This window comes from Haloarcula marismortui ATCC 43049 (genome assembly GCF_000011085.1).
GTDB lineage: Archaea > Halobacteriota > Halobacteria > Halobacteriales > Haloarculaceae > Haloarcula > Haloarcula marismortui.
Genome location: NC_006396.1, coordinates 25,452 through 50,948, shown reverse-complemented (window position 1 = coordinate 50,948; position 25,497 = coordinate 25,452). Strand labels below are relative to the sequence as shown.

Here is a 25,497-nt window from a genome sequence, read left to right as displayed (position 1 = left end):
GGTTAGAATCCGGAGTTCTTGGGTGCACGAGTGCCGTCGTGCGGGGTCGGCGTGACGTCCTCGATGCGACCGATCTCCAGACCCGCTCGGGCGAGTGCGCGAATCGTCGCCTGCGCACCCGGACCGGGCGAGGTCTGGAGGTTGCCGCCGGGACCACGGACCCGAACATCGACGCCTTCGACGCCACGGTCGAGGGCCTTTTCGGCAACGACCTCGGCCATCTGCATCGCCGCGTACGGCGACGCTTCGTCGCGGTTCTGCTTGACAACCGTCCCGCCGGAGCTCTTTGCGAGCGTTTCCGCGCCGGTCTGGTCGGTGATGGTGATGATCGTGTTGTTGAACGATGCGTGCACGTGGGCGATGCCCCAGATGTCTTCGGTTTCTTCGCTCATTCTTGGGCCTCCGCGCGCTCAGGATGGAGTTCGTCCGACAGCGAGCTGTGCTCATCGAAGCCGACCGAGCTCTCGACGGCGGTTTCCACCGTCATGCCGGGTCGGGTGACGCGAGCGTCGTCCAGCACGATGTGTCCGTGGACGATGAACTGACGGGCCTGCTCGGGCGTGTTTGCGTAGCCCTTGCGGTAAACGACCGTCTGCAGGCGGCGTTCCAGCACGTCGGTCACGTCAAGCGACAGCACGTCGTCGAGCTGGTCCTGCTCGTTGAGGATGCCGTAGCGCTTGAGTCGAGCGAGGAACTCCTCGGACTCGGTCTCGTGCTCGCCGGCGCTGCCCAGCAGCTTCCGTGCCTCACGGCGGTAGCCACGAAGCTCGGACTGTGCGCGCCAGAGCTCTTCTTTGTTCTTCAGGCCGTAGCGGCCGATGAGGTTGGCCTCGTCGGCGATGCGTTCGCCCTGGAAGGGATGATTCGGCGTCTCGTAGAACTTCGTGTTTGAACCAAGCGCCATTATTCGTCATCCTCCGCGGCGGCATCTTCAGCCTGCTCTTCCTTGATCGCCTCGACGTTGACGCCGATGGTCCCCTCCGTCCGGCCGGTGGACTTGGTACGCTGTCCACGGACCTTCTGGCCGCGCTTGTGGCGGACACCGCGGTAGGAATCGATCATCTTCATGCGGTTGATGTCCTGCCGGCGGGTAAGCTGGAGGTCGTTGCCGGTCTCGTGGGTGGTCTCACCAGTGAAGTAGTCCTTCTGGTGGTTGGTCATCCACTCAGGCACATCGTCGGCGAAGTTCTCGACGCGCTCGACGACGCGCTCGATGACGTCGTCGTCGAGCTTGCCGAAGACAGCGCGCCGGTCGACGTCCGCCTTCTGGGCGATAATTCGGGCGGCCCGGTGGCCGATACCGTTCAGTTCTGTCAGTGCTCGCTCGACGGATTTCGTCCCGTCGAGGTCTGTCTGTCCGATACGGACGAAATAGCGGATGTCCTCCTCCTCTTCGGCATCCGCGTCCTCGCCCGCGTTGGGGTCTTCTGCACTCATATGTAGGTACTGATGGGTGAGCGTCGTGGCGGGGATTCGAACCCCGGAGGCTGTACGCCACAGAGTTAGCAACCCTGCGCCTTGGGCCAGGCTTGGCTACCACGACACGCGTTCTATGACACTCGCGCCCGCAGCACGCGGACTCGGGGGCGGGTCCCCCTACACGAGTCTATCCGATTCTATTCCGGGGTTGTATTTAAACGCAACGAAGGGGGCCGGCCGCGTGACTGCAAGGCATACCCACTGAGACATGAAGTGGCAAGCCACAGGGTCATTGATTAGGCCAGCACAATACATTCATCACTGGGAACACACATCAACACATGCGGCGGCACATCACCGACGGCGGGAGCAGCGTCGACCCGACCAACCGAACGGCGGTCCGTAACCATCTGGAACGGTTCGCGGGACCTTCTGCTGTTACCGAGGCAGAAGACGGGGCACTCCGGGCTGAATTCAGTGGCCGAACACACGTTGCGGTAGCTCCTGATGGCGCGATAGACACCGGCATGCCACTCCACTCGTTTGCTGGGACGCCAGAGCGACTCGTGTTCAATCATGAGGACGGCGAGCTACGCGCCGAACTGGACGGTGAGAGCGTCTACGTGTTCCGACGACCCTGAGTCCGACACGGCTACTCAATCTTGCTTTCTCCATCTCGTTCGCCTGCGTACGCGAAGGTACTAATTAGTCTGAACGACATAAGGCCGACACATCGCTACGTCGAACGATGCCGGCGCATCGCTGCGTCGTCCGATCGATTGCTGCCGTGTTCGGCAGTGTCACAATCCTTATCGCATCTCCAGAACCTACCCGTGTGCATGAATATAGACGACGTACGCGAGCGCCTGCGAATGGTCGAGGACCCGGACCTTGGAGACGACATTGTCTCGCTCGGGCTTATCAACAGCATTGACGTGACCGACGACGAGGTCAGCATCGACCTGGCGCTCGGTGCGCCGTACTCGCCAACGGAGACGGGTATCGCGAACGAGGTCCGCGAGGCGCTAGGCGACCTTGACCGCGAGATCGACCTCTCGGCGAGCGTCGACCGCGGCGTCCCGGAAGCGGAAGACCCACTGCCGAAAGTCAAGAACGTCATCGCAGTCGCTTCGGGGAAAGGCGGGGTCGGCAAGTCAACCGTTGCGGTGAACCTCGCCGCCGGCCTCTCACGGCTCGGTGCTCGCGTCGGCCTGTTCGATGCTGACGTGTACGGGCCGAACGTTCCGCGGATGCTCGACGCTGACGAGCAGCCACAGGCGACAGAAGACGAAGAGATAATTCCCGTCGAGAAACACGGAATGCGGCTGATGAGCATGGATTTCCTCGTCGGCAAGGACGACCCAGTTATCTTCCGCGGCCCGATGGTCGACAACGTCCTCACGCAACTGTGGGATGATGTGCTCTGGGGCGAACTCGACTACATGGTCGTGGACCTGCCGCCGGGGACCGGCGACACGCAGCTGACGATGCTCCAGCAGGTGCCCGTCTCCGGGGCCGTCATCGTCACCACGCCGGAGGAAGTCGCTCTTGACGATGCCCGAAAGGGGCTCCGGATGTTCGGTCGCCACGAGACGCCAGTGCTTGGCATCGTCGAGAACATGTCGTCGTTCGTCTGTCCGGACTGTGGCGGCACACACGACATCTTCGGCAGCGGCGGCGGCCGCGAGTTCGCCGACGAGACGGAGATGCCGTTCCTCGGCGAGATTCCGCTCGACCCCGAAGTCAGAGAAGGCGGTGCCACTGGCGAACCGCTCGTGCTCGACGAGGACAGCGACGTTGGCGAATCGTTCCGCGACATCGCCGCCCGCACCGCCAACATGCAGGGCATCATCCACCGGAAGCGCCAGAGCGACAGCCAGCGTGCCCAGCCCGAACAGTAGCGGGCTGTGACTGAAGAAAGCAGTAGCTCACGTGCCGCGGGAGACAGAGAGAAAGAACCGAGTTACGCTTCGACCGGGTTGTTCATCTTCCGGGTGACGTAGCCGGCGATGCGGTTGCGGACACCCTTGGATTCGATGTTGGTCAGTTCCTCGACGACGTCTTTGTTGTGTTCGAAGTCTGCACCGAAGGCGTCAGGGTATCGCTCCATGAGGAGCGTCCCGGTCTTCTTGACGTAGGCGGGTTTGATTGCCATGCGCGCTACTTGCTTGGTCGCACTCAAAAAGGGTTCGGAACGGACCACGCACGCGAATGTTTATCAGTAGGGGCGGGACGACCCAAAGCTATGCGCTGATCGCCGCCGTGGCAGGTCCCGCAGGAGTGCGACACAGCCTGTCTCGGGCCGTCGTGTGTCGCCTGCTTGCCCCAGATTCTGTGCTGAGTACCCTACCAGTCGGCGTCGACCAGGTCACACACTCGCTCGAAGGCCGCCCGCTCGCGCTCACCGCCAGCCGTTTCAACCACTGACTCGAAGTACGCGAGACGGTCCAGCAGCGTTTCACGGTCGTAGCTCGGCACATCCAGCCGCGAGGCTGCGACAGTCGCTTCGACGACGGCGGCGTGGCCACGGTTCGTCGTCGGAACGACCCGGCGCTCGACGGTGCTGTCGACGGGGTTGAGCGCCCACTCGACCCACTGCGTGTCCCCCTCATTCCCGGAGTCACGCCGTTCGACATCGACCGTTACCCAAGCGTCCGCGCTGTCGATAACAGGGTCGTCTTCCTCGCGGACCGACAGCGCCGCCTCGGCGAAGTCAACCGGGTCGCGCGTGAACTGGACGTAGCCGCTACCACGCTCCCGAAAGTTCCGCCAGGTCCGGGTCCGGCCCCACGTTGTCGCCGTGGCCGGCCCATCACCATCCGGTGCATGGACACCAAGTGCAGCGACGTTCCAGCGCTCGTTCGGCCCCAGCGTGGTGACGACTGTCTCGGAGACGCCAGCGAGCGTGACAGGCCACTGTGTCTCGGAATCACCGGATTCCGGACCATTGTCTGCCGAAGGGCCACCGGTCATACTTCGAGCCCCCGTTCGAGCGCGGCGAACAGCGACCCCGAAACGAGGTCGGCAGTCGTTCCGGGATTGATATCGCGCCTGACGAACTCCTCAGCGAGACCGGTTGCGGTTTCCGCACCGTCGAGAACGGCCTGTGCCCGCTCTTGAACTTCCACAGCGGTTTCGCGGTCCTGTCGCGTGGCGACAAAGGTGTCCGGCTCCGCCGCAAGGAGTTCGAGGAAGACCTCGGACGCGCGGTCAGCGACCGGGCCAGACCCATCCAGTAACCACTCGCTGGCCTTGAACACGCGTTCGAAGCCGGAGACCCACTCCGCAGCTACGCCGTCGATATCGGCGCTAGACTCCATCACGTCGAACAGCGTCGTCTCGCGCGCCCGGAGTTCCGGAATTGCGTCACTCCCGCGGCGGACATCGAGCGGTTCCAGCCCGTCTGGCGGGTCGTCGACAGCCACATCGACGTGCTCGAAGGCGCGGTAGAACGCCGCGGCGTCTTCGACCGTCGTTCCACGAACCACGGCATCGACACCGGAAGGCGACAGTCGGCCATCACTCGCCGCGGCCGCCAGCGGTGTGAGCACCAACAGCGCCCCGAACTGGGTGTTCCCACCGGATTGGCCGGCCATCCCCTCGACGGCGGTCTCGAACGCAGGACCGAGAGGGTCGCCCGCGGCCGCGCGGTCAAGCCCCCTCCGTGCGCCCACAGCGCCGGCCATGAAGTGCTCGAACCGGAGGTCGTCGTACTCCCGTTTGCGGTCGACGTTGCCGGGTTTCGGCGTCCCAGTGACTTCCAGCAGCAACGCCAACTGCGCGTTCTGTGCAACCGACCGCTCGCTCACGGTGACACCTCCGAGGCGAACCACTCTACTGTCGCTTCCCGGACCGTATCGAGTGTTTCCGGCTTGTCGCTTGCACGACCGACGCTGACGGCGTCAGCGCCATACGAGAGATACTCCCGTGTGGTCGCCGTCCCGCGAACGCCGTTGTTCGCCACGACGAACAGGTCGGTGGCGTCGGCCACGTCGGCGATGACTGACTCCGAGTCCATCGCGTCGACGTGGAATACATCACCACCGGCGTCTTCGATGGCCTGTGCAACGGCCGGGAGCGAGACGCCGTCGAGTTCAGCACGCCCCTTCACCGAAACAGTCGCCCCTGTCGACGCTGCTGCTTCCACGAACGCCGCCAGTCGGTCCGGCTCCCGAAGCAGCGACTCCCCGGCACCCGCAGCGCACATCTCGTCCTGCCGGCAGTGAGCGTTGATTTCGATGATAGCGTCGTGGCGCTGACAGACGGCGGCGGCACGCTCGACAGGGCCAAGCGTCGCGCTCCGGACGTTGAACGCCGGGCATAGCGGTGCGTCCGCAAGCGCAGCCAACTGGTCGTCAACGAACGCGACCGGGTCGTCGGGCAGGAACTCGGAGCGGTCGCGGTCCGTCATCGCTCGGGCGGCCTCGCGGGTCCGGTCGTCGAGCGCAATACCGCCGAGGAACGCACACCCGACGTGAGACTCGACCGCACGGGCCCACGAGGCGTCAGCCTCACCGCTGAGACTTGCGAGGGCGACGCGCGGTTCGAACATCAGGCCACCTCCGAGAGGGCTGTTTCGACGGCACGGTTCACCCGTTCAGCGTCAGCCGCATCGTTGAGGGTCGTGTCGGTTCGGACAACCGGCACGTCAAGTGGCGTCGAATCCTCCTCGTCCAGCACGAACGAATCAGCGAAGGGGTAGGCCTCAGCCACGCCGGCAGTGCTTGGCTCCAGCCCCACACCGGCCATTAGGTCCGCCGCCGGCCCCGAGAACACCGTGTCCTCAATGAACGGCGAGACGGCGACGACCGTTGTCTCGTGTAGTGCCCGTTGGATGTCGTCGATGGCAAGCATCGGCCCGAGCGAAGTCACAGGGTTCGACGGACCGATGACAACAGTATCGTCGAGTGCGGTCAGGACGGCGTCCGTCGCGCTGGCCCGTTCTGCGCCCCTGAACTCAACATCTTCGACCGGTGGCTCCCCGTTCCGACCGACCCACCACTCCTGAAAGTGCATCGGACCGCTCGGCGTGTGGATAATTGAAGCGACGGGGTCATCGCTCATCGGTAACAGCGTTCGTTCCAGCCCGAATGCATCGGCGAGCGTCCGCGTCACGGCTGTCAGTGATCGGCCCTCGTCAAGCAGCGAGGTGCGCGTGACGTGAACTGCGCGGTCCCGGTCGCCGATGTGCATGAACTCCGCGACACCGGAGAAGCGCCGCCAACGTGCGATGTCTCGCCCCGCAGTCTGCGCATCGTCGGGAAGGTATCGTGGTCCGCCGTCAAGCCCGGCGGCATCGGCAAGCCGTGTCAGTTCCGTGTGTGTCTCGGCGGTGTCGTCGGCGATACCCCACCACGTCTCCCGGTCGAGGACCTCCCCGTCCAGAAACAGCACGGTGTCGAGGTCCGGGCACACGAGATGGCCTCCCAGTTCGATATCGTCGCCGGTGTTGGCGACGACAGTCGTCGCCGCCGGCGAAAACACGTCGTCGGCACCGGCGAGGAGCTTCGGCGTTCCCGTCCCGCCGGCAAGAAACGTCACCATGTCTCGACGTAGGGGGAACTGACAGTATAAACGTGGCCACTGAAACTGGTCAGAGCTGGAAAGCAGTCTGGCGGAGACAGTGTTCTATTCAGAGAATCACAGCTGAGAACTGGGTGGGTAGAGTGAAGGGTATCGGTAGGATAGGCAGGGTAACGGGTGCTATGCCCATCGTGAATCCACACCGCTTCGCGCCTGCAGCCTCCAACGAAGAGTACGTCTACGGGTCCTGTGCGCCGGGCTGGCATACGGCCGCCACGCATCAGGACGCGCTCGATGATTGGATCGCACATATGCAGGCACACGACATCGAACGGGTCTGCTGTCTGCTTCCCGGGCAACAGCTCGACGACGCTGGGGCCAACCTCCGGCGTTATCGGGAGGCCTTCGGAGCGTCATCAGTCCGCCACGTACCGGTTCCCGACCACCGACTTATCGCCCAAGACCGCCTCCACGACGATATCCTGCCGTTCCTGGTTGACGCCTGTGAGACAGAAGAGCGGGTCGTCGTTCATTGCCTGGCCGGCATCGGCCGCACCGGACAGGTGCTCGCCGCGTGGCTGGTGTATCATTACGACTACGGCCCCGACCACGCCATCGAGACCGTGCAGGAGATGGGTCGTGACCCCAGAGACGCTATCGAAGCGGGGAACGCGACTGAAGCGGAGCTGTCCGACCTGCTGTCGTCAGTCGCGCGCCTGTAGAAAACTTTCCGTCGGCGCTCAGTCCGTCCGTGGGAGCAGCCGCGCACCGATCGCAAAACCGACGACGGCACAGACTGTGAGGACAGCCAGTGGGCCGAGCGCATCACCAGTGCCGGTCGTCGCCGCACGGACGCCACGCGAAAAGTATGTCAGCGGCGAGAGCCACGTCGGCAGCCACGCGGGCAGAAGTGTCTGTGGGACGAACGTCTCCGAGAGAAAGAGCAGCGGGAGCGCGAGGCCGTTGCTCGCCGCGATGACGCCGTCCTGTGAGTCCGCGAGACTGCCTAGCATCGCCCCGACAGCACAGAACAGCGCGACGCCGAGGCCGACAAAGGGGAGCAACAGCCCTGACGGGCGGATTGTCGCGCCGGTGAGCCACACCATCAGACCCAGGATCAGGAGACCGGCGATGCCGATGATGACGACGTTGACGAGCGTCTGCGCCAGTAGCCACTCAGTCCGGGTCAGCGGTGTCGTCGCCAGTTTCTCGAAGCGGTTTCCATCCCGGTGTCGCGCCACCTCGCTCCCGACACGGGAGAGCGGCGTAAACAAGACAACGACGGCCAGATAGCCCGGTGCGTAGAAGCTCGGGGGCTCCGTGAACAGCCCGCCGCCGCCCGGCTGGGTCTGGACTAGCACGCCGAAGATGACGACAATGATGACCGGGAAGAAGAAGGTGAAGAAGACGGCTGTCCGTCGCCGGAGGAAGGCCAGCGACGCCGCGCGCGTCTCCGCTGTGAGTCGCCCCAGCCGGCTCATTGGGCACCACCCGCGACCGGCTCCGTCTGTTGTGGTTCACCGCGCTGGCCGACAGCCGTCCCGGTGAGTTCGAGGTACACATCCTCCAGGTCCGGCTGTTTCCAGGTCAGGCTGTCGTACTCGATGCCGGCCTGCCCCAGTTGCTCAGTGATGTTGCCGATAGACTCCGGCCGGATGCCGTAGACGACCAGCCGGCCGTTCCGAAGCGCCGTCTCCGCCGGGTAGTCGATGGCTGAGACGGCAGCTTCGTCGAAGGACCCGTCCACGATGAGCTGGCTGTCGCCGCCGTGTTCGGCCACGAGCTGGTCCGGGGAGTCGAGTGCGATGAGCGTCCCGTCGGCGAGGAGGCCGACGCGGTCTGCGAGACGCTGGGCTTCCTCCATATAGTGTGTCGTGACCAGAATCGTTACGCCGCGGTCAGCAAGTCCCTCCAGCAATCGCCAGAGGTCACGCCGACCAGCCGGGTCGATACCGGTCGTCGGTTCGTCCAGCACGAGAAGGTCCGGGTCGTTAATCAGCGCCGTCGCAACGCAGGTCCGCCGCTGCTGCCCACCCGAGAGATTCTCGTACGTTGTGCTGGCAGTGTCGGCCAGCCCAACATCGTCGAGAACAGCCTCAACATCGCGAGTGTCGTCGTACAGACCGGCGTAGTACTCGAGCAGTTCCCGTGCCGTCAGTCGCTCGTGGGGCGCAAACGACTGGGGCAGGAGACCGATTCGGTCGCGAGCGACCGTTCTGGGCGATTGGCCGAACAGGGTTACCTCGCCAGTCGCATCTGTCGTTCCGGTCAACGCCCGCACCAGCGTCGTCTTGCCAGCCCCGTTGGGACCGACCAGCGCGAGCACCTCTCCGGTGGTCGCCGTCAGCGAAACGCCGTCAAGTGCGACCGTATCGCCGTAGCGCCGCCCGACATCTGATGCGACCAGTACCTCGTCCATGCGCCTTCGTCCGGTCGGGTGGCCGAAAGCAGTTCCGTTCTCGCGCGACTATCGGTTACACGTTACGGCCACATCTCAGACAGACGGCCGGAAGCCACGGCTTGTCCGTGACGACTGGTTGGGTGTCTTCACAGTGGTCACAGAATTCGGTTTTCGTCGCCATTTGCCGAAAGTGTCACACCAGAACAATAAATAGTTTGTTGTGCAGTAGGCCGTCACAAACCGAGGGTAGCTTCGCCACAGTGTTCGGGTAACCGTAGCACTGCGGCCTGCTACCTGACGTGCGACCGGATCTCGCGCACGATAGCGTCTGCGTTGAGTTCGTCGGCGGCCTCGGCCTTGTCGTAGACAGTCTCGTCGTCCACACTAACCCTGAACACGCCGTGGTCACCCATGACCAGTCGGACGCTGTCAAGTTCCCGCTCCAGTCCGGATAAAATCGCCTGCTGGACGTGTACTGCTCGCTCACGAAACCCACATGGGACACAGTATTCGATTTCGACGTGACTCATACTCGACTTTACGCCTGTCAGCCTGAAAGCGCTATGGCCGGTCGACCAGTGCTTGGAGCCGACCGACGAGCGTCACGTCGAACCGATGGACGCCGTACAACAGTCCAACCGAGGTGACAAACACCACCGTCGAGAGCCCGTATGACTGGGACAGGGCCGCCTGTGATAGCGTTGCCCCGACACCCACGAACCCGCCCAGTATCGACGCAAGAATCGGGAGGACACAGGAGACACATGAAAAGAGACCGACAATGCCGCCCACCGCGCCGCCGCTCGCATCGACAGCAGTCACGAACACCAGATACGAGAGCGCCAGATAGCCGGCGACCTTCCACGGGATGAGCACTACGCTCAGGGTCGCGCCGCTGAACACGACCGTCGGCGAGAACCCGGGCGGGGCCTGCGTGACTAGCCGGAGACCAGTTCCCTGACCGCCCGTGCCGTACACGCCGCCGACGTACCCCAACACAAGCAGATAGCCGAGAGCGATAACCACACTGCCGATCGTCCGACGGCGGCTGGGCAGTTCCGGTCGCACTCGCAGGGCAACGAGACCCGCGATGTTGAGCCAGATGAACGGGAACACCAGCAGAAACGGGTCCGTTGCGGGCTGGGCCGTGTTGACGACGTAGCCCAAAATAAGGATGAACTCTGCGTTCAATACGGCTGCCCAGGTTACCAGCGAGCGCGTGTCTGGTATCGCGTCTCTGAGAGTCGCTGTCGTGGTGCTCATAGTGCCAGTGCGTCGACGACGATGGCAATCAGGACCGCTCCAAGGTATGCGTTCGACGCGTGGAACGCCCGGAACGCCGCCGCTTCGGTCTGTTCGCGGTGGAGCAAGACGACAGCCCAGAGGAACACCGCACCCAGCAACACCGACGTGACGGCGTACAGCCACCCAAGCGGCGTGAGCACGCCCAGAATACCCGAAGCGATGAGTGTCGCTCCGAGGTAGTAGACGATGTGCTTGCGCGTCTCCGTTTCACCACGGACGACCGGCATCATCGGGAAGCCGCCCGCCTCGTAGTCGTCCTTGTACGCGAGCGCGAGATTATAGAAGTGTGCCGGCGTCCAGAGGAAGATGATGACGGCAAGGACGACGCCCGGGAGGCCGACCGACCCGTCGGCGGCGACCCAGCCAATAAGCGCCGGTAGTGCGCCAGCGGCCCCGCCGAGGACAGTGTTCTGGACGGTGTTGGGCTTCAACACGAGCGTGTAGATGACGCTGTAGAACACAATCGCAGTCAGCCCGAGGACCGCTACGAGTGCGTTCACCTGCCAGAACAGCCAGAGTGACGCAAACGAAAGCAGCAGGCCGAAGGCCAGCGCATTCCGGACCGGAATCTGGTGGGTTGCGATGGGACGGTCCGAGGTCCGGTCCATCCGCTTGTCGATATCACGTTCAAGGACGTGGTTGAACGTCCCCGATGCGCCGATAGAGAGGACGCCGCCCCCGAGGGTAAGCAGCACCGTCCGGACAGTGAGCGTCTGCCCGGCGGCGAGTGCCATCCCGGCTGCGGCGACTAGACACAGGAGCCACATGAGCCGGGGTTTCATCAGGCGGAAGTACGCTGACGCGGTCCCGACGAGCCGTTCGCGGAACGTAAGCGCTGGGGTCCGGTCGGGGGTGTCGTCTCCGGCCGGTTCTGGTGCAGGCGTCGGATTCTTTACCGGGGTTTCGTCATCACTCCCCGTCTCAGCTTCGAGGTGCCACGCCAGGGCCAGCACGAATGAGCCGAAGATGCCCATCCCCAGCGCGAGGTGGGCGCCGGGAAGAGCTGTCTCGGCACTCGTCGCAACGATAGCGCCGAGCGCTATCTGGACCGGATACAGCACAGCCCCAATAATGATAGCTGCTTTGACACGGCCGCGACAGCCGGATCGGAGCCCGACGACGGCCATAGCCACCACGAGGAGTCCAACGGCGGCGGCGACGAGTCGATGCCCCCAGGCGACCAGCAGGGCCGTGTTCGTCACGTCGACCGGTCCGTCACACAGCGGCCAGGTAGTACAGGCTGCTGCCGCATCCGTGAGCGTTGTTGTCGCGCCGGCGAGGACTAGCAAGTACACGCCAACAGCGGTCGCGGCGAGCAGCCCGGTGAAGGTCCGGCTCTCTGCCATTGTTGTAACCTTCGATGGAGGCCACTTAGACCCCGCGATTCCGCTGTCTCTATCCGGAACGGTTCTGCTGTCCTATCGCTGCAAATCGGGGGCCTGTGGCGAAGACAGCAGTTATTTATCCCCGAAATCCTAAGCCGCATTCATGACCCGGAAACGCGCCGGCCTGGTCGCTCTGTTCGGTGCTGCGCTGCTCGCGCTCGCCGTCGAGCCGGCCGCCGCCGCACAGATTCAGGACTCGACGACGGATAGCCTCATCTGGGGGCTAAACATGAACCTCCTGTACGTCGCTATCCCGATTACGGTCCTCGTCGAAGGGATTCTGATCTACACCGTCTGGCGGTTCCGTAATCAGGAAGAGGCACTCCCCACGCAGGAGAACCGTCGACTCGAAGTGACCTGGACTATCGCGACGGCGATTATTCTCCTGTTTGTCGGCGTCGCCTCTTACCAGGTAATGGCGAGCCCGTACGTCACCGCCGAGGCCGGTGACCAGGCCGCCCTGCAGGAACAGGACACTGAACTCATTACCGTCGAAGCCCAGCGATACGGCTGGACGTTCTACTACAACGAATCGAGTTGGGACGGGCAGGCAGAAGTAACCACTCGAACGGACCTGAAGATACCGGCCAATCAAGACGTAGCCTTCCGCGTGACATCAAGGGACTGGCTGCACGCATTCCACGTGCCCGGACTCGGACTGAAATCCGACGCGTTCCCCGGCCAGTACAACCGCCTCCGAACCAACGCGGGTAACACCGGCACGTACCAGCTCTACTGTGCCGAGTACTGTGGCTCTGGCCACTCACAGATGCTCGGGACCGTCGAGGTCGTCCCGCAGGACGAGTACGAGGACTGGCTGGCAGAGCAGAAAAGCGGCGGCGACTCCGAAGGCAGCAGCGAGTAGCGCGGACGCTGACACGTTCTTTTTTCCACGCTGGCTGACGATTCAGTTCGTATCGTATTGCAATGAGCCAACTAGTACAGCTTCAGTTCTCGCTCTAGAGGCTCGACGATAAGGACCGTTCAGGAAGGTTCTGAGTCGACGCGTACAAGCGAGGTGTTGTGAGTCAGCTACGCTACGACGCTGCCCTCCGAAGCTATCACGGCTCGTCACAGCCAGCAGAGTCTGGAGGATTGTGAATGGTATGTGCGACACCATTGCATTTGCCAGCAATTCAGCACAGTCTCAGAACAGACTGAAAGCCGGTCTGTCACCTATCGGGGCCGATAGTGACGAGCGCTTGTCCAGACAGTCGGCGCGCTAAGCGCTAAATACCACAGAATATAGCAGAGACGACGACGCTCGCAAGCAGTTGGCTGATGGAACGACGGCTGGAGCCGGCCCGCTACCGTTAGCCGCAGATGTTGGCAGTCGCGTACACGTTGCCAGTGTCAGTGATCTCCACGCCGATGCCGACGATATTGGCGTTGCGGAGCGTAAGTCGTTCGCGGTAGTCCGGCCACGCCATCCAGTCATCCACAATTTTTCTGGCGACTTCCTTGTCGGTGGCGTGGAATCGCTCCTCGCCGCCCTCCTCATATGGTTGTCCGGCGACTGTCTTCTCAACCGCTTCGAATCGGTTTCGGTCCGGTTGCTCGATGTACTCGCCTTCTGCAGATTCGAACGTACACCGGTCGTAGAGGCCGGTGTCTTCGTATCGGTCCTTACTGGAGACGCCGTCGATCTTGTGAATCGCCTTCCCTTCGATGGCCATCTGTTCACTGTGACTTTTTGCCATCTCGTTGAGGCCTTCTTCTGTCCGAAGTCCCGATTCGAACGGCGGAACACCCGCGGCCTCGCGTTCCTCGTTAAGGAACTGCCGGACGTAGTCCGAGACGTTCTGTTCGTTGAACTCACGCGCCGGAATCGACTCCTGCTGCGGGGTCGCTGTTCCGTTTGTTTCCGCCGTTGGTGTCGGCGTCGTACTATTGCCCGCTGTCGCCGTCGCCGTTGAACTATCGTCATTACCGCCGCCATCGCCGCTCTGTGAATCGGTTGTCTGTGTCGTCGTATCCGCTGTCCCGCCTGCGAACTGTGCTCCGACAAGCACTCCCGTCCCCAAGACCACGAGGAGCACCACAGCGGCGATAGCGAGTAACCCTTTCTTTACCATATACGACGGATAGATTACAGAGGTATGTAAGCTTGATTCTTCATATACTTAATCTGATTTTCATGTTCCCGACTGTCGACGGTGACGATAACCCATATATGCCACGGGCGGCCACTGCCGGTATGGTCGAGAACGTTATCTGGCCGGCGGCGCTCGACGCCAACCGTTCGCGAAGCGACGGGCGTCGTGTGTCACTGGATCTAGCCGTCGAGAACCCGACTGTCGACGAGATCGCCAAAGCCGTCCAGCAGGTCGGTTACGACGCGGTCATCGAACGGGACAAGACGTATCCACGCGAGTACGAAGGCCGCGGGCGAGTCGTCGTCAAGGACGCAGACGATGCGACGAAAAGCGACCTGCTCGGGGCCGTAGCGGCCTACATGCAGGCGCTCCGTGAATGAAACGCATCGGCACTGTCTCGCGGGTCGCACAGGGACTGGCCGTCGTCCGGGCACCTGACGACGAGTACGCGTCAGTGGGAACCACCGTGGTCGACGAGGAGCTCCAGACGGTTGGCTCCGTCGTCGACGTGTTCGGTCCGGTCGAGCGCCCGTACCTCGCAGTCTCGCCGAGCGACACCGTGCATCTCCCAGCGCTGGTCGGTGCGGTCCTCTACGCGCGGTAACAGCCCGCCAACCGCCGAGGCCTGTCCGCACCTGCTTCGTAACGCTCAAACCGGTTCCTGCAGGACGTGTGTGCATGGAGCGACGGTGGCGAATCCTCGGCGGCTGTGGCCTTATCGCTGGTATCTTCCTGTTCGTCCAACTCGGCGCGCTAGCGCTGGTCCAGCCCTTCGAATCGGCTGGCTACCAGGCTGTCGAGGACCCGTCTGACCCCACGAACAGCCTCATGTACATCGGGGCGATTCTGGTTGCCACGGCAGTTATGTTGCTTGCCTTCCGCTACGATGTCGATCAGCTCATTCGCGGGCTCATCGTCTTCTCGGCGGCCTGGCTCTCTCTGTACGTGTTTCAGGTACTTGTGCCGCCGGTGTTCACGTACGCCGGCCTCAACGTCGGCGCCGTCCTGTTAGCGCTGGGTCTGGGGACGGCGCTGCTGGTCTATCCCGAGTGGTACGTCATCGACAGCGCCGGTGCGGTGATGGGGGCTGCCGCTGCCGGCCTGTTCGGTATCAGTTTCGGCGTATTGCCAGCGCTCGTCCTGTTGACTGTGCTCGCAGTATACGATGCGATCAGTGTCTACGGGACCGAACATATGCTCACGCTGGCCTCCGGTGTGATGGATCTCAGGGTCCCTGTCGTCCTCGTGATTCCGATGACGCTGTCGTACTCTTATCTCGACGCGACGACGCCGAACCCAACAGCGGAAGACGAGACGAGCGATGACTCGGCGGCGGCGAACGACGACACTGAGGCGACGACGGGCACTGGCGAAGCGGACGAAAGTGACGACGTTCACGCCGACCCACTGGAGCGCGACGCACTGTTTATCGGCCTCGGTGACGCGATTATTCCGTCGATACTCGTCGCCAGCGCCGCGTTCTTCGCCTCATCGGACGTACTGTCAGTGTTCGGCGTTCCGTTGCCAGCGCTGACCGCGATGGTCGGATCCTACGTCGGCCTGACCATACTGCTCTGGATGGTGCTGAAGGGACGCGCGCACGCAGGACTTCCGCTTTTAAACGGTGGGACCATCGCCGGCTACATCGTCGGTGCACTCGCCGCGGGCATCAGTCTGGTCGACGCCCTCGGTCTCGGTCCGTACCTCTAAACTGCGTTCTCGCGACAGCTATCGGCCGGTCAGGGCTTTGCTCGCGGGCGCGAAGTCGATCTCCTCGCCGCGACCGTCTGCCTTCGCCCGTTCGTACAGCATATGGCCCGCAGCGACGGTTTCGATGGCTGTGCCGCCGGAGTCAAAGACTGTAATCTCCTCGGGAGACTGCCGCCCGGAGGCGTTTCCAGCGACAATATCACCCAGTTCCGCGTGGACGTGGTCCTCATCGACGACGCCCGCATCGAGGGCGTTGATGAACGACCCGGCGTCCTGTGTCACCCGCTCGCGCAGGTCCGGAACGTACGTGGCGCGTTCGATTGTCGTCGCGTCTAGCTCGTTCTTCTCGGGATGGTACTGGCCCATCGCGGTCACGTGGGTGCCCGGTTCGAGCAGGTCACCGTCGAACACCGGTTCGCTCGCGCTAGTCGCCGTGATAACGACATCGGCCCCTTCGATTGCTGCGGCCGGGGACGCGACGGCTGCGACTGTCGGGTCCAGCGCGTCGTTCATCTCCGCAGCGAAAGACTCCCGGTTGTCGGCTGTCGGCGAGTACACCTCAATGCGGTCGAAATCACGGACCGTCGCCGTGGCACGGACCTGGCCGCGGGCCTGTGCGCCGCTGCCGATGATTGCGAGGTCGCTGGCGTCACGGCGAGCCAGTGCGTCGACACCGACAGCCCCGGCCGCGCCAGTCTTGTGAGGGTTCATGCTCGCACCGTCGAGGACAGCGAGCGGGTCGCCGCTGTCGGCGTCAAAAATCGGGAGCGTGAAGTGTGCGTCCCGTCCGCTAAAACCGGCTGCGTAGGTGTATCCACCCATCGCGCCGGTGTCGGGGAGAATCGCGAGATAGCCCGTCAACATGCCCGCAGGCTCGTCCGAAAACAGCGTTGTTCTGGGAGTCGCCGGGGCCCCCTCGCCACGCTGGCGATACCCCTCCCGGACGGCGTCAACGTACTCGGCGGGTTCAGCGAGGTCAGCGACCTCGTCACTCTGCAAGAACAGCGCTGTCGCATCTGTTGTCATACTCCGTCGTTTGGGCGACCGACTCTTATACTGCCCGGCGGTGGCCAATCTGTTCGACCGGGTACACAGTCACGGAAGGTCTATCGAAGACAGGAGAAGTGACGGGTGGGACAGCGCCTAATCCGCGGTCTGGACCGGCTCCGACTGCGCGCTCTGGGCTGACGTGTCGCTTGGAACCGGGTCAACGGGGGCACGGACAAACATCGCATGGCCGATAAGGCCGACCGTCACGACAGAAGCCATCGGAATCGCTGTCGTCAGTTCGAAGCCGACAACGAACAGAGAGGCGGTGATGCCGGCCATGGCGAGCGGAATGAGTCCGAGAATGATGTCGTAATAACCCGTCATAAGTATGAATTATCCTACGGCAGTGTGGTATATGAATGTTTCCCTAAAATACGGCATAATACACTCAATGGCCCCTACAAATTTACTCAGTACCCGCTGAGTAACAATCTCATAAGTTATGGGTTGGATATAGGGGAAAGCTTAATATGTCTCTATTCCTGTGAATTGTTCACAATATAAGGACAGGGACGACCCGGTATTCCTGGCCCGCGGCCACGCGCATGGTGTGTGGTATTACTACAAAGCCGGAATACAGTGTTTACCAACCGCTATACGATGGGTGCGTAACGACTATTTGTTTCTCGGGATAGGACCCAGCTATGCGCCCATTTTCAGAATTTGAGAACTAGATTAGGTTATTCATGGTGTGGTCATGCTGCCTATTTTCTCCGATGATAACTGGGTCCATGTGCTTATTAGGTACGCCAAGATACGTTGAACCGGAGAAAAACGGAACGCCGATTCCAAACGAGACAATGAGCACGAACGCAACGGACAACACGACGGACGCCGCGACCGACGACCAAGAACGACGATACGCCGAACTGAACATCGGGGACGAGGAGTTCGTAATTTACGACCGGGAGAACCACCAGGCATGGATTCAGTCGACAGAGTCGCTTGAAGTCGCCAACCTGCGATAGTCCGTCATCGACACCGCATCCCTGCTACAGGCCGCTCTATTTTGCGACTGCAATCACGCCGCGCCAGAGCAACAGCAGCGTGCCCCCGACAAGCACGGAGACGAGTGCGAATGTCAGCGCCGCACTGCCGGGGAACATCGCCGTTGACCGAAGTCCCTGTGCGATCCCAACTGCCAGTACCCATCCCACGAGAGTGCGACCGAGAGCCGCCCGAACCGTTGCGGTCGCGGCGGCGGTGTACAGTCCTCCAAGCCCTGCGACGAGGAGCCAGCCGATATAAAACGGCGTCAGCGTCCCGGCAAACCGACCCGGACTGAGTATCGGATTAATACCGTGGGTCAACTCACCGACACCGACGAACAGGGCAATCGCCAGCAGGTCACCGACGGCGACCAGCGCCGTCCGAGCGGACAGTTCGATACGACCGTTCCCCACCGTCGAGACGCTCATACAGAGAGTTCTGACTCCGGGCACTTCCCTCCCTCGGATTTGACGACAACGGTTGGTGCCCTGAAACAGCGACCAGTACTGATTACAGTCGGCGGCCCGTTCAGCTGAACTATGGAGTTCACGCTGCTCGGCTGGCCCGAGGACGGCCACCGGCTCCGGCTGGACTACAAGCAGTTCGCGTACGCGGGCAAGTTCGTCATGACCTCGACCGGGAAGGCTGTCATCGGGGACGACGGCGTCGTGGCCGCGGCTGCGTTCGACGCCGACCGGACAGACCCGGACACCCTCTGTGTCCGGTATATCACCGTTCGGCAGGACCGACAGGGCGACCGACTCGGTGCCCGACTCCTCCGATTCGTTCGGGAGCGGGCCACGGAACGGGGCTTCGAACACGTGTCCATCGGCGTCAACAACCCCTTTTCATACCAAGCTGCCTACCGGGCCGGGTTCTGCTTTAGCGGCGCGGAATCGGGGATGGCCGAACTCGACCTCGTCTGGCCAGGCGACCGCAGTACCGAACGGTATCAGGCCGGGCTGGACCTGTTTCGGGAGCGCGACCTCTCACCCGATGAGGAGTCGTTTCTCGCAGCGAAGGCCGACGCCGACCCGCCGACGGTCCTCAACGAGTGGGCCGAGCAGCCGTCCGCACGGACCGACTGAGCCGCTCAACCGCCGCTGACTGTGTGCCATCACGGAGTAGCACGTCGTCTCCGAGAGATTCAAACGGCTGTCGGCCAAAGGCCTGCCAATGGGAAACGCTGATTTGCGGTCGCTCGCGGCCCTGTCGGACGTGTCGTTCGACGACCTCGGCGGGAGCGTCGTCGCCGTGGACGCCCACAACTGGCTCTATCGCTATCTGACGACGACGGTGAAGTTCACCAGCGAGTCGAAGTACACCACCAGCAACGGCGAGGAGGTGGCGAACCTCATTGGAGTCGTTCAGGGCTTACCGAAGTTTTTCGAGCACGACATGACGCCGGTGTTCGTTTTTGATGGCGCAGTCACGGACCTCAAAGACGACGAGGTCGAGAAGCGCCGCGAGCAACGCCAGAAATACGAGTCCGAACTGGAGGCAGCCCGGGAAGCGGGCGACAGCACCCGCGTCGCCAAGCTTGACTCCCGCACGCAGCGGTTGACCGACACTATCGTCGACACGACGCGGGACCTGCTGGAACTCCTCGACGTGCCTATCGTCGACGCCCCGGCAGAAGGTGAGGGGCAGGCGTCGGTGATGGCCCGGCGTGGCGACGTAGACTACGTCGGAACGGAGGACTACGATGCGCTGCTGTTCGGCGCGCCGATGACGCTCCGGCAGATCACGTCGAAGGGCGACCCCGAACTGATGGATTTTGCGGCCACACTCGAGCACCACGACCTTACCTGGGAACAACTGGTCGACGCGGCGATTCTGATGGGGACGGACTTCAACGAGGGCATCTCAGGTATCGGCCCCAAAACAGCCGTCAAAGACCTCCACGAGCACGGCGACCTCTACACGGTGCTTGCGGCCCGCGGCGAACACATCGACCATGCCGACCGCATTCGGGACCTGTTTCTCGACCCCGCGGCCACCGATGACTACGAAATTCCGGACAGCATCGAGCCAGACATCGATGCCGCTCGCACGTTCGTCACCGACCAGTGGGAGGTCGATGCTGACGAGGTCGCTCGCGGGTTCGAACGCATTGACGACTCAGTCGTCCAGACCGGACTCGACCGTTGGGCGTGAAAGCAGAGGCTCACGACCGACCAACAGCGGAATAAGGACGGATACGACCGTTTCAGCTCAGACGACAGATTCGACCGTTTCGATCTCGTCGAGCGTGCGGTTCCGGATGGCCGATCCGCTGCTCGTGTCGAAGAGGTGGATGGCGTTTTCGGGGAACCGGATTTTGACGTGCTGGCCGGCTTTGAGCTGTTTCATCCCGCCAACCGTCGCGATAAACTGGTCGTCCATCGATTCGTCGAACTGCAGGTGCGCCGTGTTCTCGTTCCCGCGTGGCTCGACGACGTGGACCGTCGAATCAAACACGTTCGGACCGACGTCGCTCTGAACGAATTCGATGTCTTCGGGCCTGATGCCGAGCGTGATGTCGCTCGTGCCCTCGACGGCGGCGACCGTCTCGTCGCTGAGTTCATACTCGAACCACTCACCTTTGAGCGTCGACCCCTCCAGCGTCGTCGGGAAGAAGTTCATCGACGGTTCGCCGATGAAGCCAGCGACAAAGAGGTTGTTCGGCTCGTGGTAGCACTCAAGCGGCGTCGCGCATTGCTGGAGGACGCCGTCGTTGAGGATGGCGATGCGGTCGCTCATCGTCATCGCCTCCGTCTGGTCGTGGGTGACGTACACCGTTGTCACGTCCAGGTCTTGCTGGAGCTCCTGAAGTTCGGTCCGCATCTCGGCTTTGAGCTTCGCATCCAGGTTCGCAAGCGGCTCGTCCATCAGGAACACTTCGGGGTCCCGGACGATAGCGCGGCCAAGCGCCACGCGCTGTTGCTGCCCGCCGGAAAGTTCGCCGGGCTTGCGGTCGATGAGCTCGAAGATGCCCATATCCTTGCACGCCTTCTCGACGCGCTCGTTGATCTCGTCGTCGGGCATATCCGTCGATTCCTCCAGCCCGAACGCCATGTTCTCCCGCACGGTCATGTGTGGGTACAGGGCGTAGGACTGGAACACCATGGCCACGTTCCGACGGGCCGGCGGCTGGTCGTTGATTATCTGGCCGTCCAGTCGGATTTCGCCGCGCGTGATGTCTTCGAGCCCGGCAATCATCCGGAGCGTCGTCGATTTCCCACAGCCCGATGGGCCGACGACACAGAGGAACTCCCCGTCCTCGATGTCGACCGAGACCTCGTCAACTGCGATGATTTCGCCGTCGTCGTCTTGGAACGTCTTCGTTACCTCGTCCAGTGTGAGTTGTGCCATTGTGAATACCTCCGTGATTATTCTCCAGCGACGCCTTTCGCAAACTGTTCGCCGAACATGATGTAGACGAGCAGCGTCGGAAGTGCTGCGACGATGGCCCCTGCCATCGTGGTGTTAAACGACTGGACGACCCCACCAGTGAGCGCCGCGAGACGCTGGGTCGCCACCTGCGAAGCCGGTTCGTTGACGAGTACGAGCGCGAACAACAGGTCGTTGTAGACCTGCGTGAACTGGTAGATGAGCGTCACCGCAAACATCGGCAGCGACAGCGGGAGGATGATGTTGCGGTAGATGCTGAACGCGCTCGCGCCGTCGAGGCGAGCGGCCTCGATCATCTCGTCGGAGATGCTCTGGTAATACGACCGGAACAGCAGCGTACAGATCGGAATCCCGTACGCGGCGTGGGTGATCGACAGCTGCAGCAACTGCACGTATCCGTTACGGCTCGGATACTGCCAGTTGCCGCCCGTGATGAACCCAAAGACGGTGTTGACGAAGCCGTTGAGCAGCCCCGGAAGCACCTGAAACCAGAACTGTGCCAGCGGGACCAGCACGGCCTGATAGGGGATGAAGATGCCCGCGATAATAAGGACGACCACGCCGACCTGCCCGCGCCAGCTAATCGTCGTCAGACCGTAGGCGGTCATACTGCCCAGCAGCGCCGACACAATCGTCGCGGGAATCGCCATCAGCAGCGAGTTCACCAGTCCCGGACGGAGCGTGTTCCAGGCGGTGGTGAGCGCGTCGAGCGTGAAGCCGTCAGTGCCCGGCGGCGCGAACGGGAGCGTCCGAGCGAACGCGCTCTCGGTCTTGAACATCGTCATCACGGCCGTCTCTACCGGGAAGAGGTAGAAGGCAATGCCCGCCAGCAGGAGGGCATACAGGCCGATACGGCTGTTCTCTGTACTGCGAAGTTCGTCGATGAAACCGCCGTCTCTGATACTCATAGTTCACCCCGTCGGTATTCGCTGTAGAGGTACGGACCAATGACCAGCAGTGCGAGGGCAAACAGCACGATAGCGACGGCTGACCCGTACGCCCACTGGAGGCTGTCGAACGCGACCCGATACATCATCGTCGCCAGAATATCCATGTTCGCCCCCGGCTGTGAGCCACGGAGCGCGTAGATGAAGTCGAACGCTTTCAGCGCAAACACCATCAGCACCACCGACGCGGACACCGCGGAAGCGCGGAGTTGCGGGATGATTACCCGTGCGTACATCCGAACCGTCGACGCGCCGTCGACCCGCGCAGCCTCGTAGTGTTCGGTCGGGATCGCCCGGAGGCCCGCGAGGAAGACGACCATCGCGTAGCCGCTGAACTGCCAGATGAGCGCGAAGATGACCGCCGCCAGTGCGGTCGTGTTCCAGGAGAGCCACTGAATGACCTCAGCGTTGACTCCGGCCGGCCGGAGTAGTCCCACGATGGCTCCTTCGAGATTGAACACTCGGAAGAACTGATTGAGAACGCCGTTGCGGGCGTTGTACACCCAGGCCCACATCGTCGCCGTCACGACGAACGAGAGGCTCATCGGGAGCAGGTAGATGGTCCGGAACGTGTTCTCGAAACGTATCTGCTGGTCGATGAGGATGGCCACGAACAGGCCAAGCGCCAGACAGAGGACGGTAAACACGACAAGTAACACCACCGTGTTCTGTGCTGCCTGCCAGAACGCCCCGTCGCTCAGCATGCGGCTGTACATACTGAGGTCGAAGCTCTCGTACTGGGCCCCGCCGAGTCCGTTGTACTCAGTCAGTGACAACAGGAAGTTCCAGGCGATGGCGCCGTACACAAAAAAACCTGCAAGCAGGACTGGCGGCAGCCAGAACGGGGCGGATTCGATGAGTTCCCATTCGACCGGAAGCGAGTTGCGAAGCGAATCGCCTCGGGTCGTCTTCACCGTCGCCCCGCCGTCTGTTGCCAGTTGGTCGCCGTCCGATTCGTCTCTCGATACCGCCGACCGGAGCCTACCCCCGGTGGCGAGGAGTCTACTGAGTATCTCGCGCATGGTTGGTCAGTGGTTCGCCGACGTGAGTTCGCCGTCCATCGTTCCGACGGATGTGTCGTCAGTCACATAGACTCGCCAGCCAGCACGCACGTAGACCACGCGACCCGCCCACCTGTCGCACCAACACAGGCTGGCGGGCGGCGTGGATACGCCGGATGACGGGTGTGCCATCCCGTCGTCGTGCCGAGCGAGCGATTGCAACGCGGCGGGTACACCGGCTGCGAGCGTTCGCGATGTGTCACGTCCGTCGGTGTCCCATCGGGCCCCAACAGCCGACGACGGCAGCAACACACCGCCGTCACCGGATATTGTGGGGGCATCAGTCATGAACGTCTCTGTGGCGTCGAACTCATGGTAAGTGGAGAGAGATTCTACTTAATATTTCCGAATGATAATACACGTTTATCCAGGTCACGGGTTCTGAGTCCCACGGTCTCCGCTCTCCAACTGCAGAGTTGTGGTGGCCAGTGAACGACTGTCCCGGCAGTTGCAGGGCTGTGCCGAGTGGTGTCCCGACTCGTACCGGTGGGTTTTACGACCGGGCGGACCACCCCCCGGACGTATGACCGACGAGTACCGGACAGAGCAGGATAGCCTCGGTGAGATGCAGGTGCCAGCCGACGCGTACTGGGGCGCACAGACGCAACGCGCCGTCGAGAACTTCCCGATCAGCGACGTAACCTTCGGGCGGCGGTTCATCCGAGCGCTCGGCGTCGTCAAGAAGGCGGCCGCGCAGGCGAACCGCGACCTCGAAACGATTCCGGAAGACAAGGCGGACTGTATCGTCGAAGCCGCCGACGAAGTCATCGCCGGCGAACACGACGACCAGTTCCCCGTCGACGTGTTCCAGACCGGGTCGGGCACGTCGTCGAACATGAACGCCAACGAGGTCATCTCCAACCGCGCCACGGAGCTGTACGGCGGTGACATCGGGACCCGCGAGATCCACCCGAACGACCACGTCAACTTCGGCCAGTCCAGCAACGACGTGATTCCGACGGCAATGCACGTCGCCTCTCTCGAAGCGGTCGAGAAGGACGTGATTCCGGGCCTGAAGACGCTGCGTGATGAACTCGAAGCCAAAGAAGACGAGTTCGACACCGTCGTCAAGACCGGACGAACCCACCTGCAGGACGCGACGCCGGTGACACTGGGGCAGGAATTCTCCGGGTACCGCACGCAGGTCGAGAAGGGTATCTCCCGTGTTCAGGACGTTCACGGTCGCCTCTCCGAGCTCGCGCTCGGTGGAACCGCAGTCGGGACCGGCCTGAACACCCACCCCGAATTCCCCGAAAAAGCCGCGACGTACATCAGCGAGGAGACCGACCTCAACTTCCGCGAGGCGGACAACCACTTCGAGGCGCAGGCCGCCCACGACGCGATGTCGGAAGCCCACGGCGCGCTCCGGACGGTCGCCGGCTCACTGAACAAGATCGCAAACGACCTCCGACTGCTCGCGTCCGGGCCCCGCAACGGTCTCGGCGAGATCGACCAGCCGGAGAACCAGCCCGGCTCCTCGATCATGCCCGGGAAAATCAACCCCGTTGTCGCCGAAGCGGTCAATCAGGTCCACAAGCAGGTCGTCGGTAACGACGCCGCCGTCTCAGCTGGCGCTGCAGAGGGCCAGATCGACCTGAATCTCTACAAGCCCGTGCTGGCTTCGAACTTCCTGCAATCGGCCAAGCTCATCGCCAACAGCAGCGCGGTGTTCGGCGAGAAGTTCGTCGCCAAACTCGAAGCCGACGCAGACCACTGTGCCGAGCGCGTCGAGCAGAGCATGGCGCTGGCAACAGCACTCAACCCCGCCATCGGCTATGACAAGGCGAGCAAGGTCGCGAAGAAGGCGCTTGCTGATGAAAAGACCATCCGCGAGGTTGTCCTCGAAGAGGGCTATCTCGACGAAGACGAGGTCGACGACGTGCTCGACCCCGAGAAGATGACGAAGCGTGGCATTCTAGGCGAGGAGTAGCGAGGGGCGCGCGAAGCGCGGCCCTCATTAGTGCGAGCGGAGAGCGATAGCGACCCGCGAGTAGCGAGGGAACGACCACAAGGAGCTGCCTCGGAAATGCGAGCGGAGCGGGACCTTCGGTCCCGCAAGCAGTCGGGCGGTATCGCCGCCCGACGACGGGGAACAGAGTGACCCGTGAGTAGCGAGCGGCCGAACGGTGTGAGATTTCTCATACCGGAACGGCGCTGTGAGGGTCCCGGTCCCCGAAACGCGAGGAACGACTGACAGAGCCGCGGGGTGGCACGACC

Annotated in this window: 32 protein-coding genes and 1 tRNA gene; 11 read left to right on the top strand and 22 right to left on the bottom strand. The window is 62.6% G+C overall.

The window, feature by feature from the left end; genetic code table 11:
* Window positions 1–2: 2 nt before the first annotated feature.
* The 4 genes from RR_RS04300 to RR_RS04285 form a co-directional block, all read right to left on the bottom strand.
* Window positions 3–392, bottom strand: a complete 390-nt coding sequence (locus RR_RS04300; protein ID WP_004516802.1) for a 30S ribosomal protein S11 — start codon at window positions 390–392, stop codon at window positions 3–5.
* The gene (locus tag RR_RS04295; protein ID WP_004593562.1) at window positions 389–904 is read right to left on the bottom strand and encodes a 30S ribosomal protein S4; all 516 of its coding nucleotides are present in this window, start codon (window positions 902–904) and stop codon (window positions 389–391) included. The genes RR_RS04300 and RR_RS04295 overlap by 4 nt, the downstream gene beginning before the upstream one ends.
* Window positions 904–1,437, bottom strand: a complete 534-nt coding sequence (locus RR_RS04290) for a 30S ribosomal protein S13 (RefSeq protein WP_004963348.1) — start codon at window positions 1,435–1,437, stop codon at window positions 904–906. The genes RR_RS04295 and RR_RS04290 overlap by 1 nt, the downstream gene beginning before the upstream one ends.
* 21 nt (window positions 1,438–1,458) lie before the next feature.
* Window positions 1,459–1,543 (bottom strand) — tRNA-Ser (locus RR_RS04285).
* 217 nt (window positions 1,544–1,760) lie between these two features.
* On the opposite strand from RR_RS04285, the gene RR_RS04280 reads away from it, so the two are divergent.
* Together RR_RS04280 and RR_RS04275 are read left to right on the top strand one after the other, a co-directional pair.
* Window positions 1,761–2,060: a hypothetical protein gene (locus RR_RS04280; RefSeq protein ID WP_011222800.1), complete on the top strand. Its 300-nt coding sequence runs from the start codon at window positions 1,761–1,763 to the stop codon at window positions 2,058–2,060.
* A 198-nt stretch (window positions 2,061–2,258) separates the two neighbouring features.
* Window positions 2,259–3,320: an Mrp/NBP35 family ATP-binding protein gene (locus tag RR_RS04275; protein ID WP_011222799.1), complete on the top strand. Its 1,062-nt coding sequence runs from the start codon at window positions 2,259–2,261 to the stop codon at window positions 3,318–3,320.
* Window positions 3,321–3,382: 62 nt separating this feature from the next.
* Here the strand turns inward: RR_RS04275 and RR_RS04270 are convergent, their stop codons facing one another.
* The 5 genes from RR_RS04270 to cofD all read right to left on the bottom strand — a co-directional run bounded on the left by RR_RS04270 (window position 3,383) and on the right by cofD (window position 6,963).
* Window positions 3,383–3,574 (bottom strand): 30S ribosomal protein S17e, encoded by a 192-nt coding sequence (locus tag RR_RS04270; protein ID WP_004516807.1) that lies wholly within the window; start codon window positions 3,572–3,574, stop codon window positions 3,383–3,385.
* A gap of 191 nt (window positions 3,575–3,765) precedes the next feature.
* The gene (locus RR_RS04265) at window positions 3,766–4,392 is read right to left on the bottom strand and encodes a DUF447 domain-containing protein (protein WP_004963356.1); all 627 of its coding nucleotides are present in this window, start codon (window positions 4,390–4,392) and stop codon (window positions 3,766–3,768) included.
* Window positions 4,389–5,252: a triphosphoribosyl-dephospho-CoA synthase gene (locus tag RR_RS04260; protein ID WP_049938663.1), complete on the bottom strand. Its 864-nt coding sequence runs from the start codon at window positions 5,250–5,252 to the stop codon at window positions 4,389–4,391. Before RR_RS04260 ends, RR_RS04265 begins: the two co-directional genes overlap by 4 nt.
* Window positions 5,225–5,971 carry a tRNA-dihydrouridine synthase gene (locus tag RR_RS04255; protein ID WP_007188236.1) on the bottom strand — a complete coding sequence of 249 codons (747 nt, stop codon included), beginning with the start codon at window positions 5,969–5,971 and terminating at the stop codon, window positions 5,225–5,227. The genes RR_RS04260 and RR_RS04255 overlap by 28 nt, the downstream gene beginning before the upstream one ends.
* Window positions 5,971–6,963, bottom strand: coding sequence for a 2-phospho-L-lactate transferase (cofD, locus tag RR_RS04250; protein WP_007188235.1), 993 nt, complete (start codon window positions 6,961–6,963; stop codon window positions 5,971–5,973). Before cofD ends, RR_RS04255 begins: the two co-directional genes overlap by 1 nt.
* Window positions 6,964–7,124: 161 nt before the next feature.
* Between cofD and RR_RS04245 the strand changes: the two genes are divergently transcribed.
* Window positions 7,125–7,664, top strand: coding sequence for a protein-tyrosine phosphatase family protein (locus RR_RS04245; RefSeq protein ID WP_011222797.1), 540 nt, complete (start codon window positions 7,125–7,127; stop codon window positions 7,662–7,664).
* An 18-nt stretch (window positions 7,665–7,682) separates the two neighbouring features.
* On the opposite strand, the gene RR_RS04240 is transcribed toward RR_RS04245, so the two are convergent.
* From RR_RS04240 to RR_RS04220, 5 genes are all read right to left on the bottom strand, one after another.
* The gene (locus RR_RS04240; protein WP_004963373.1) at window positions 7,683–8,423 is read right to left on the bottom strand and encodes an ABC transporter permease; all 741 of its coding nucleotides are present in this window, start codon (window positions 8,421–8,423) and stop codon (window positions 7,683–7,685) included.
* Window positions 8,420–9,361 carry an ABC transporter ATP-binding protein gene (locus tag RR_RS04235; RefSeq protein WP_004963377.1) on the bottom strand — a complete coding sequence of 314 codons (942 nt, stop codon included), beginning with the start codon at window positions 9,359–9,361 and terminating at the stop codon, window positions 8,420–8,422. Before RR_RS04235 ends, RR_RS04240 begins: the two co-directional genes overlap by 4 nt.
* A 272-nt stretch (window positions 9,362–9,633) precedes the next feature.
* Window positions 9,634–9,873 carry an Rdx family protein gene (locus RR_RS04230; RefSeq protein WP_011222795.1) on the bottom strand — a complete coding sequence of 80 codons (240 nt, stop codon included), beginning with the start codon at window positions 9,871–9,873 and terminating at the stop codon, window positions 9,634–9,636.
* A gap of 31 nt (window positions 9,874–9,904) precedes the next feature.
* Window positions 9,905–10,606, bottom strand: coding sequence for a DUF7546 family protein (locus RR_RS04225; RefSeq protein ID WP_007188232.1), 702 nt, complete (start codon window positions 10,604–10,606; stop codon window positions 9,905–9,907).
* Window positions 10,603–11,994, bottom strand: coding sequence for a heme o synthase (locus RR_RS04220; RefSeq protein ID WP_011222794.1), 1,392 nt, complete (start codon window positions 11,992–11,994; stop codon window positions 10,603–10,605). The genes RR_RS04225 and RR_RS04220 overlap by 4 nt, the downstream gene beginning before the upstream one ends.
* A gap of 142 nt (window positions 11,995–12,136) precedes the next feature.
* Between RR_RS04220 and coxB the strand changes: the two genes are divergently transcribed.
* Complete coding sequence (coxB, locus tag RR_RS04215) at window positions 12,137–12,898, top strand: cytochrome c oxidase subunit II (protein WP_004963388.1); 762 nt, start codon at window positions 12,137–12,139, stop codon at window positions 12,896–12,898.
* Window positions 12,899–13,346: 448 nt separating this feature from the next.
* Here coxB and RR_RS04210 read toward each other — a convergent pair whose 3' ends face one another.
* A complete protein-coding gene (locus tag RR_RS04210) occupies window positions 13,347–14,108 on the bottom strand; it encodes a CAP domain-containing protein (protein ID WP_011222793.1) in 762 nt (253 codons plus the stop codon).
* Window positions 14,109–14,230: 122 nt separating this feature from the next.
* Here RR_RS04210 and srp19 point away from each other — a divergent pair, with 122 nt between their 5' ends.
* The 3 genes from srp19 (at window position 14,231) to RR_RS04195 (ending at window position 15,839) form a co-directional block, all read left to right on the top strand.
* On the top strand, window positions 14,231–14,509 hold the full coding sequence (gene srp19 / locus RR_RS04205; RefSeq protein WP_004963393.1) for a signal recognition particle subunit SRP19: 279 nt from the start codon (window positions 14,231–14,233) through the stop codon (window positions 14,507–14,509).
* Window positions 14,506–14,733, top strand: coding sequence for an H/ACA ribonucleoprotein complex subunit GAR1 (locus RR_RS04200; protein WP_004963396.1), 228 nt, complete (start codon window positions 14,506–14,508; stop codon window positions 14,731–14,733). The genes srp19 and RR_RS04200 overlap by 4 nt, the downstream gene beginning before the upstream one ends.
* Window positions 14,734–14,807: 74 nt before the next feature.
* Entirely contained in the window at window positions 14,808–15,839 is a 1,032-nt protein-coding gene (locus RR_RS04195) for a presenilin family intramembrane aspartyl protease PSH (RefSeq protein WP_011222791.1), read from the top strand.
* 18 nt (window positions 15,840–15,857) lie between these two features.
* Here the strand turns inward: RR_RS04195 and RR_RS04190 are convergent, their stop codons facing one another.
* Together RR_RS04190 and RR_RS04185 are read right to left on the bottom strand one after the other, a co-directional pair.
* Complete coding sequence (locus tag RR_RS04190; protein ID WP_011222790.1) at window positions 15,858–16,865, bottom strand: ornithine cyclodeaminase family protein; 1,008 nt, start codon at window positions 16,863–16,865, stop codon at window positions 15,858–15,860.
* A 117-nt stretch (window positions 16,866–16,982) separates the two neighbouring features.
* Complete coding sequence (locus tag RR_RS04185; protein WP_004963405.1) at window positions 16,983–17,213, bottom strand: hypothetical protein; 231 nt, start codon at window positions 17,211–17,213, stop codon at window positions 16,983–16,985.
* 476 nt (window positions 17,214–17,689) lie between these two features.
* On the opposite strand from RR_RS04185, the gene RR_RS22255 reads away from it, so the two are divergent.
* Window positions 17,690–17,857 (top strand): DUF7331 family protein, encoded by a 168-nt coding sequence (locus RR_RS22255; protein ID WP_004963408.1) that lies wholly within the window; start codon window positions 17,690–17,692, stop codon window positions 17,855–17,857.
* Between the two features lie 36 nt (window positions 17,858–17,893).
* Here the strand turns inward: RR_RS22255 and RR_RS04180 are convergent, their stop codons facing one another.
* Window positions 17,894–18,307 carry a DUF3054 domain-containing protein gene (locus RR_RS04180; RefSeq protein WP_011222788.1) on the bottom strand — a complete coding sequence of 138 codons (414 nt, stop codon included), beginning with the start codon at window positions 18,305–18,307 and terminating at the stop codon, window positions 17,894–17,896.
* Window positions 18,308–18,418: 111 nt separating this feature from the next.
* Here RR_RS04180 and RR_RS04175 point away from each other — a divergent pair, with 111 nt between their 5' ends.
* Both RR_RS04175 and fen read left to right on the top strand, forming a co-directional pair.
* Window positions 18,419–18,967 (top strand): GNAT family N-acetyltransferase, encoded by a 549-nt coding sequence (locus RR_RS04175; RefSeq protein ID WP_011222787.1) that lies wholly within the window; start codon window positions 18,419–18,421, stop codon window positions 18,965–18,967.
* A gap of 88 nt (window positions 18,968–19,055) precedes the next feature.
* Entirely contained in the window at window positions 19,056–20,036 is a 981-nt protein-coding gene (gene fen / locus RR_RS04170) for a flap endonuclease-1 (protein WP_011222786.1), read from the top strand.
* Between the two features lie 57 nt (window positions 20,037–20,093).
* Here fen and RR_RS04165 read toward each other — a convergent pair whose 3' ends face one another.
* Genes RR_RS04165 through RR_RS22020 form a run of 4 tightly spaced genes read right to left on the bottom strand, consistent with a single transcriptional unit; the run spans window position 20,094 to window position 23,568 of the window.
* Entirely contained in the window at window positions 20,094–21,233 is a 1,140-nt protein-coding gene (locus tag RR_RS04165; protein WP_007188224.1) for an ABC transporter ATP-binding protein, read from the bottom strand.
* Window positions 21,234–21,250: 17 nt separating this feature from the next.
* The gene (locus RR_RS04160; RefSeq protein ID WP_004963427.1) at window positions 21,251–22,180 is read right to left on the bottom strand and encodes a carbohydrate ABC transporter permease; all 930 of its coding nucleotides are present in this window, start codon (window positions 22,178–22,180) and stop codon (window positions 21,251–21,253) included.
* Window positions 22,177–23,241 carry a carbohydrate ABC transporter permease gene (locus tag RR_RS04155; protein WP_004963430.1) on the bottom strand — a complete coding sequence of 355 codons (1,065 nt, stop codon included), beginning with the start codon at window positions 23,239–23,241 and terminating at the stop codon, window positions 22,177–22,179. Before RR_RS04155 ends, RR_RS04160 begins: the two co-directional genes overlap by 4 nt.
* Before the next feature lie 6 nt (window positions 23,242–23,247).
* On the bottom strand, window positions 23,248–23,568 hold the full coding sequence (locus RR_RS22020) for a hypothetical protein (protein ID WP_137440627.1): 321 nt from the start codon (window positions 23,566–23,568) through the stop codon (window positions 23,248–23,250).
* A gap of 235 nt (window positions 23,569–23,803) precedes the next feature.
* Between RR_RS22020 and RR_RS04150 the strand changes: the two genes are divergently transcribed.
* Window positions 23,804–25,210 (top strand): class II fumarate hydratase, encoded by a 1,407-nt coding sequence (locus RR_RS04150; RefSeq protein WP_004963436.1) that lies wholly within the window; start codon window positions 23,804–23,806, stop codon window positions 25,208–25,210.
* Window positions 25,211–25,497: the final 287 nt, after the last annotated feature.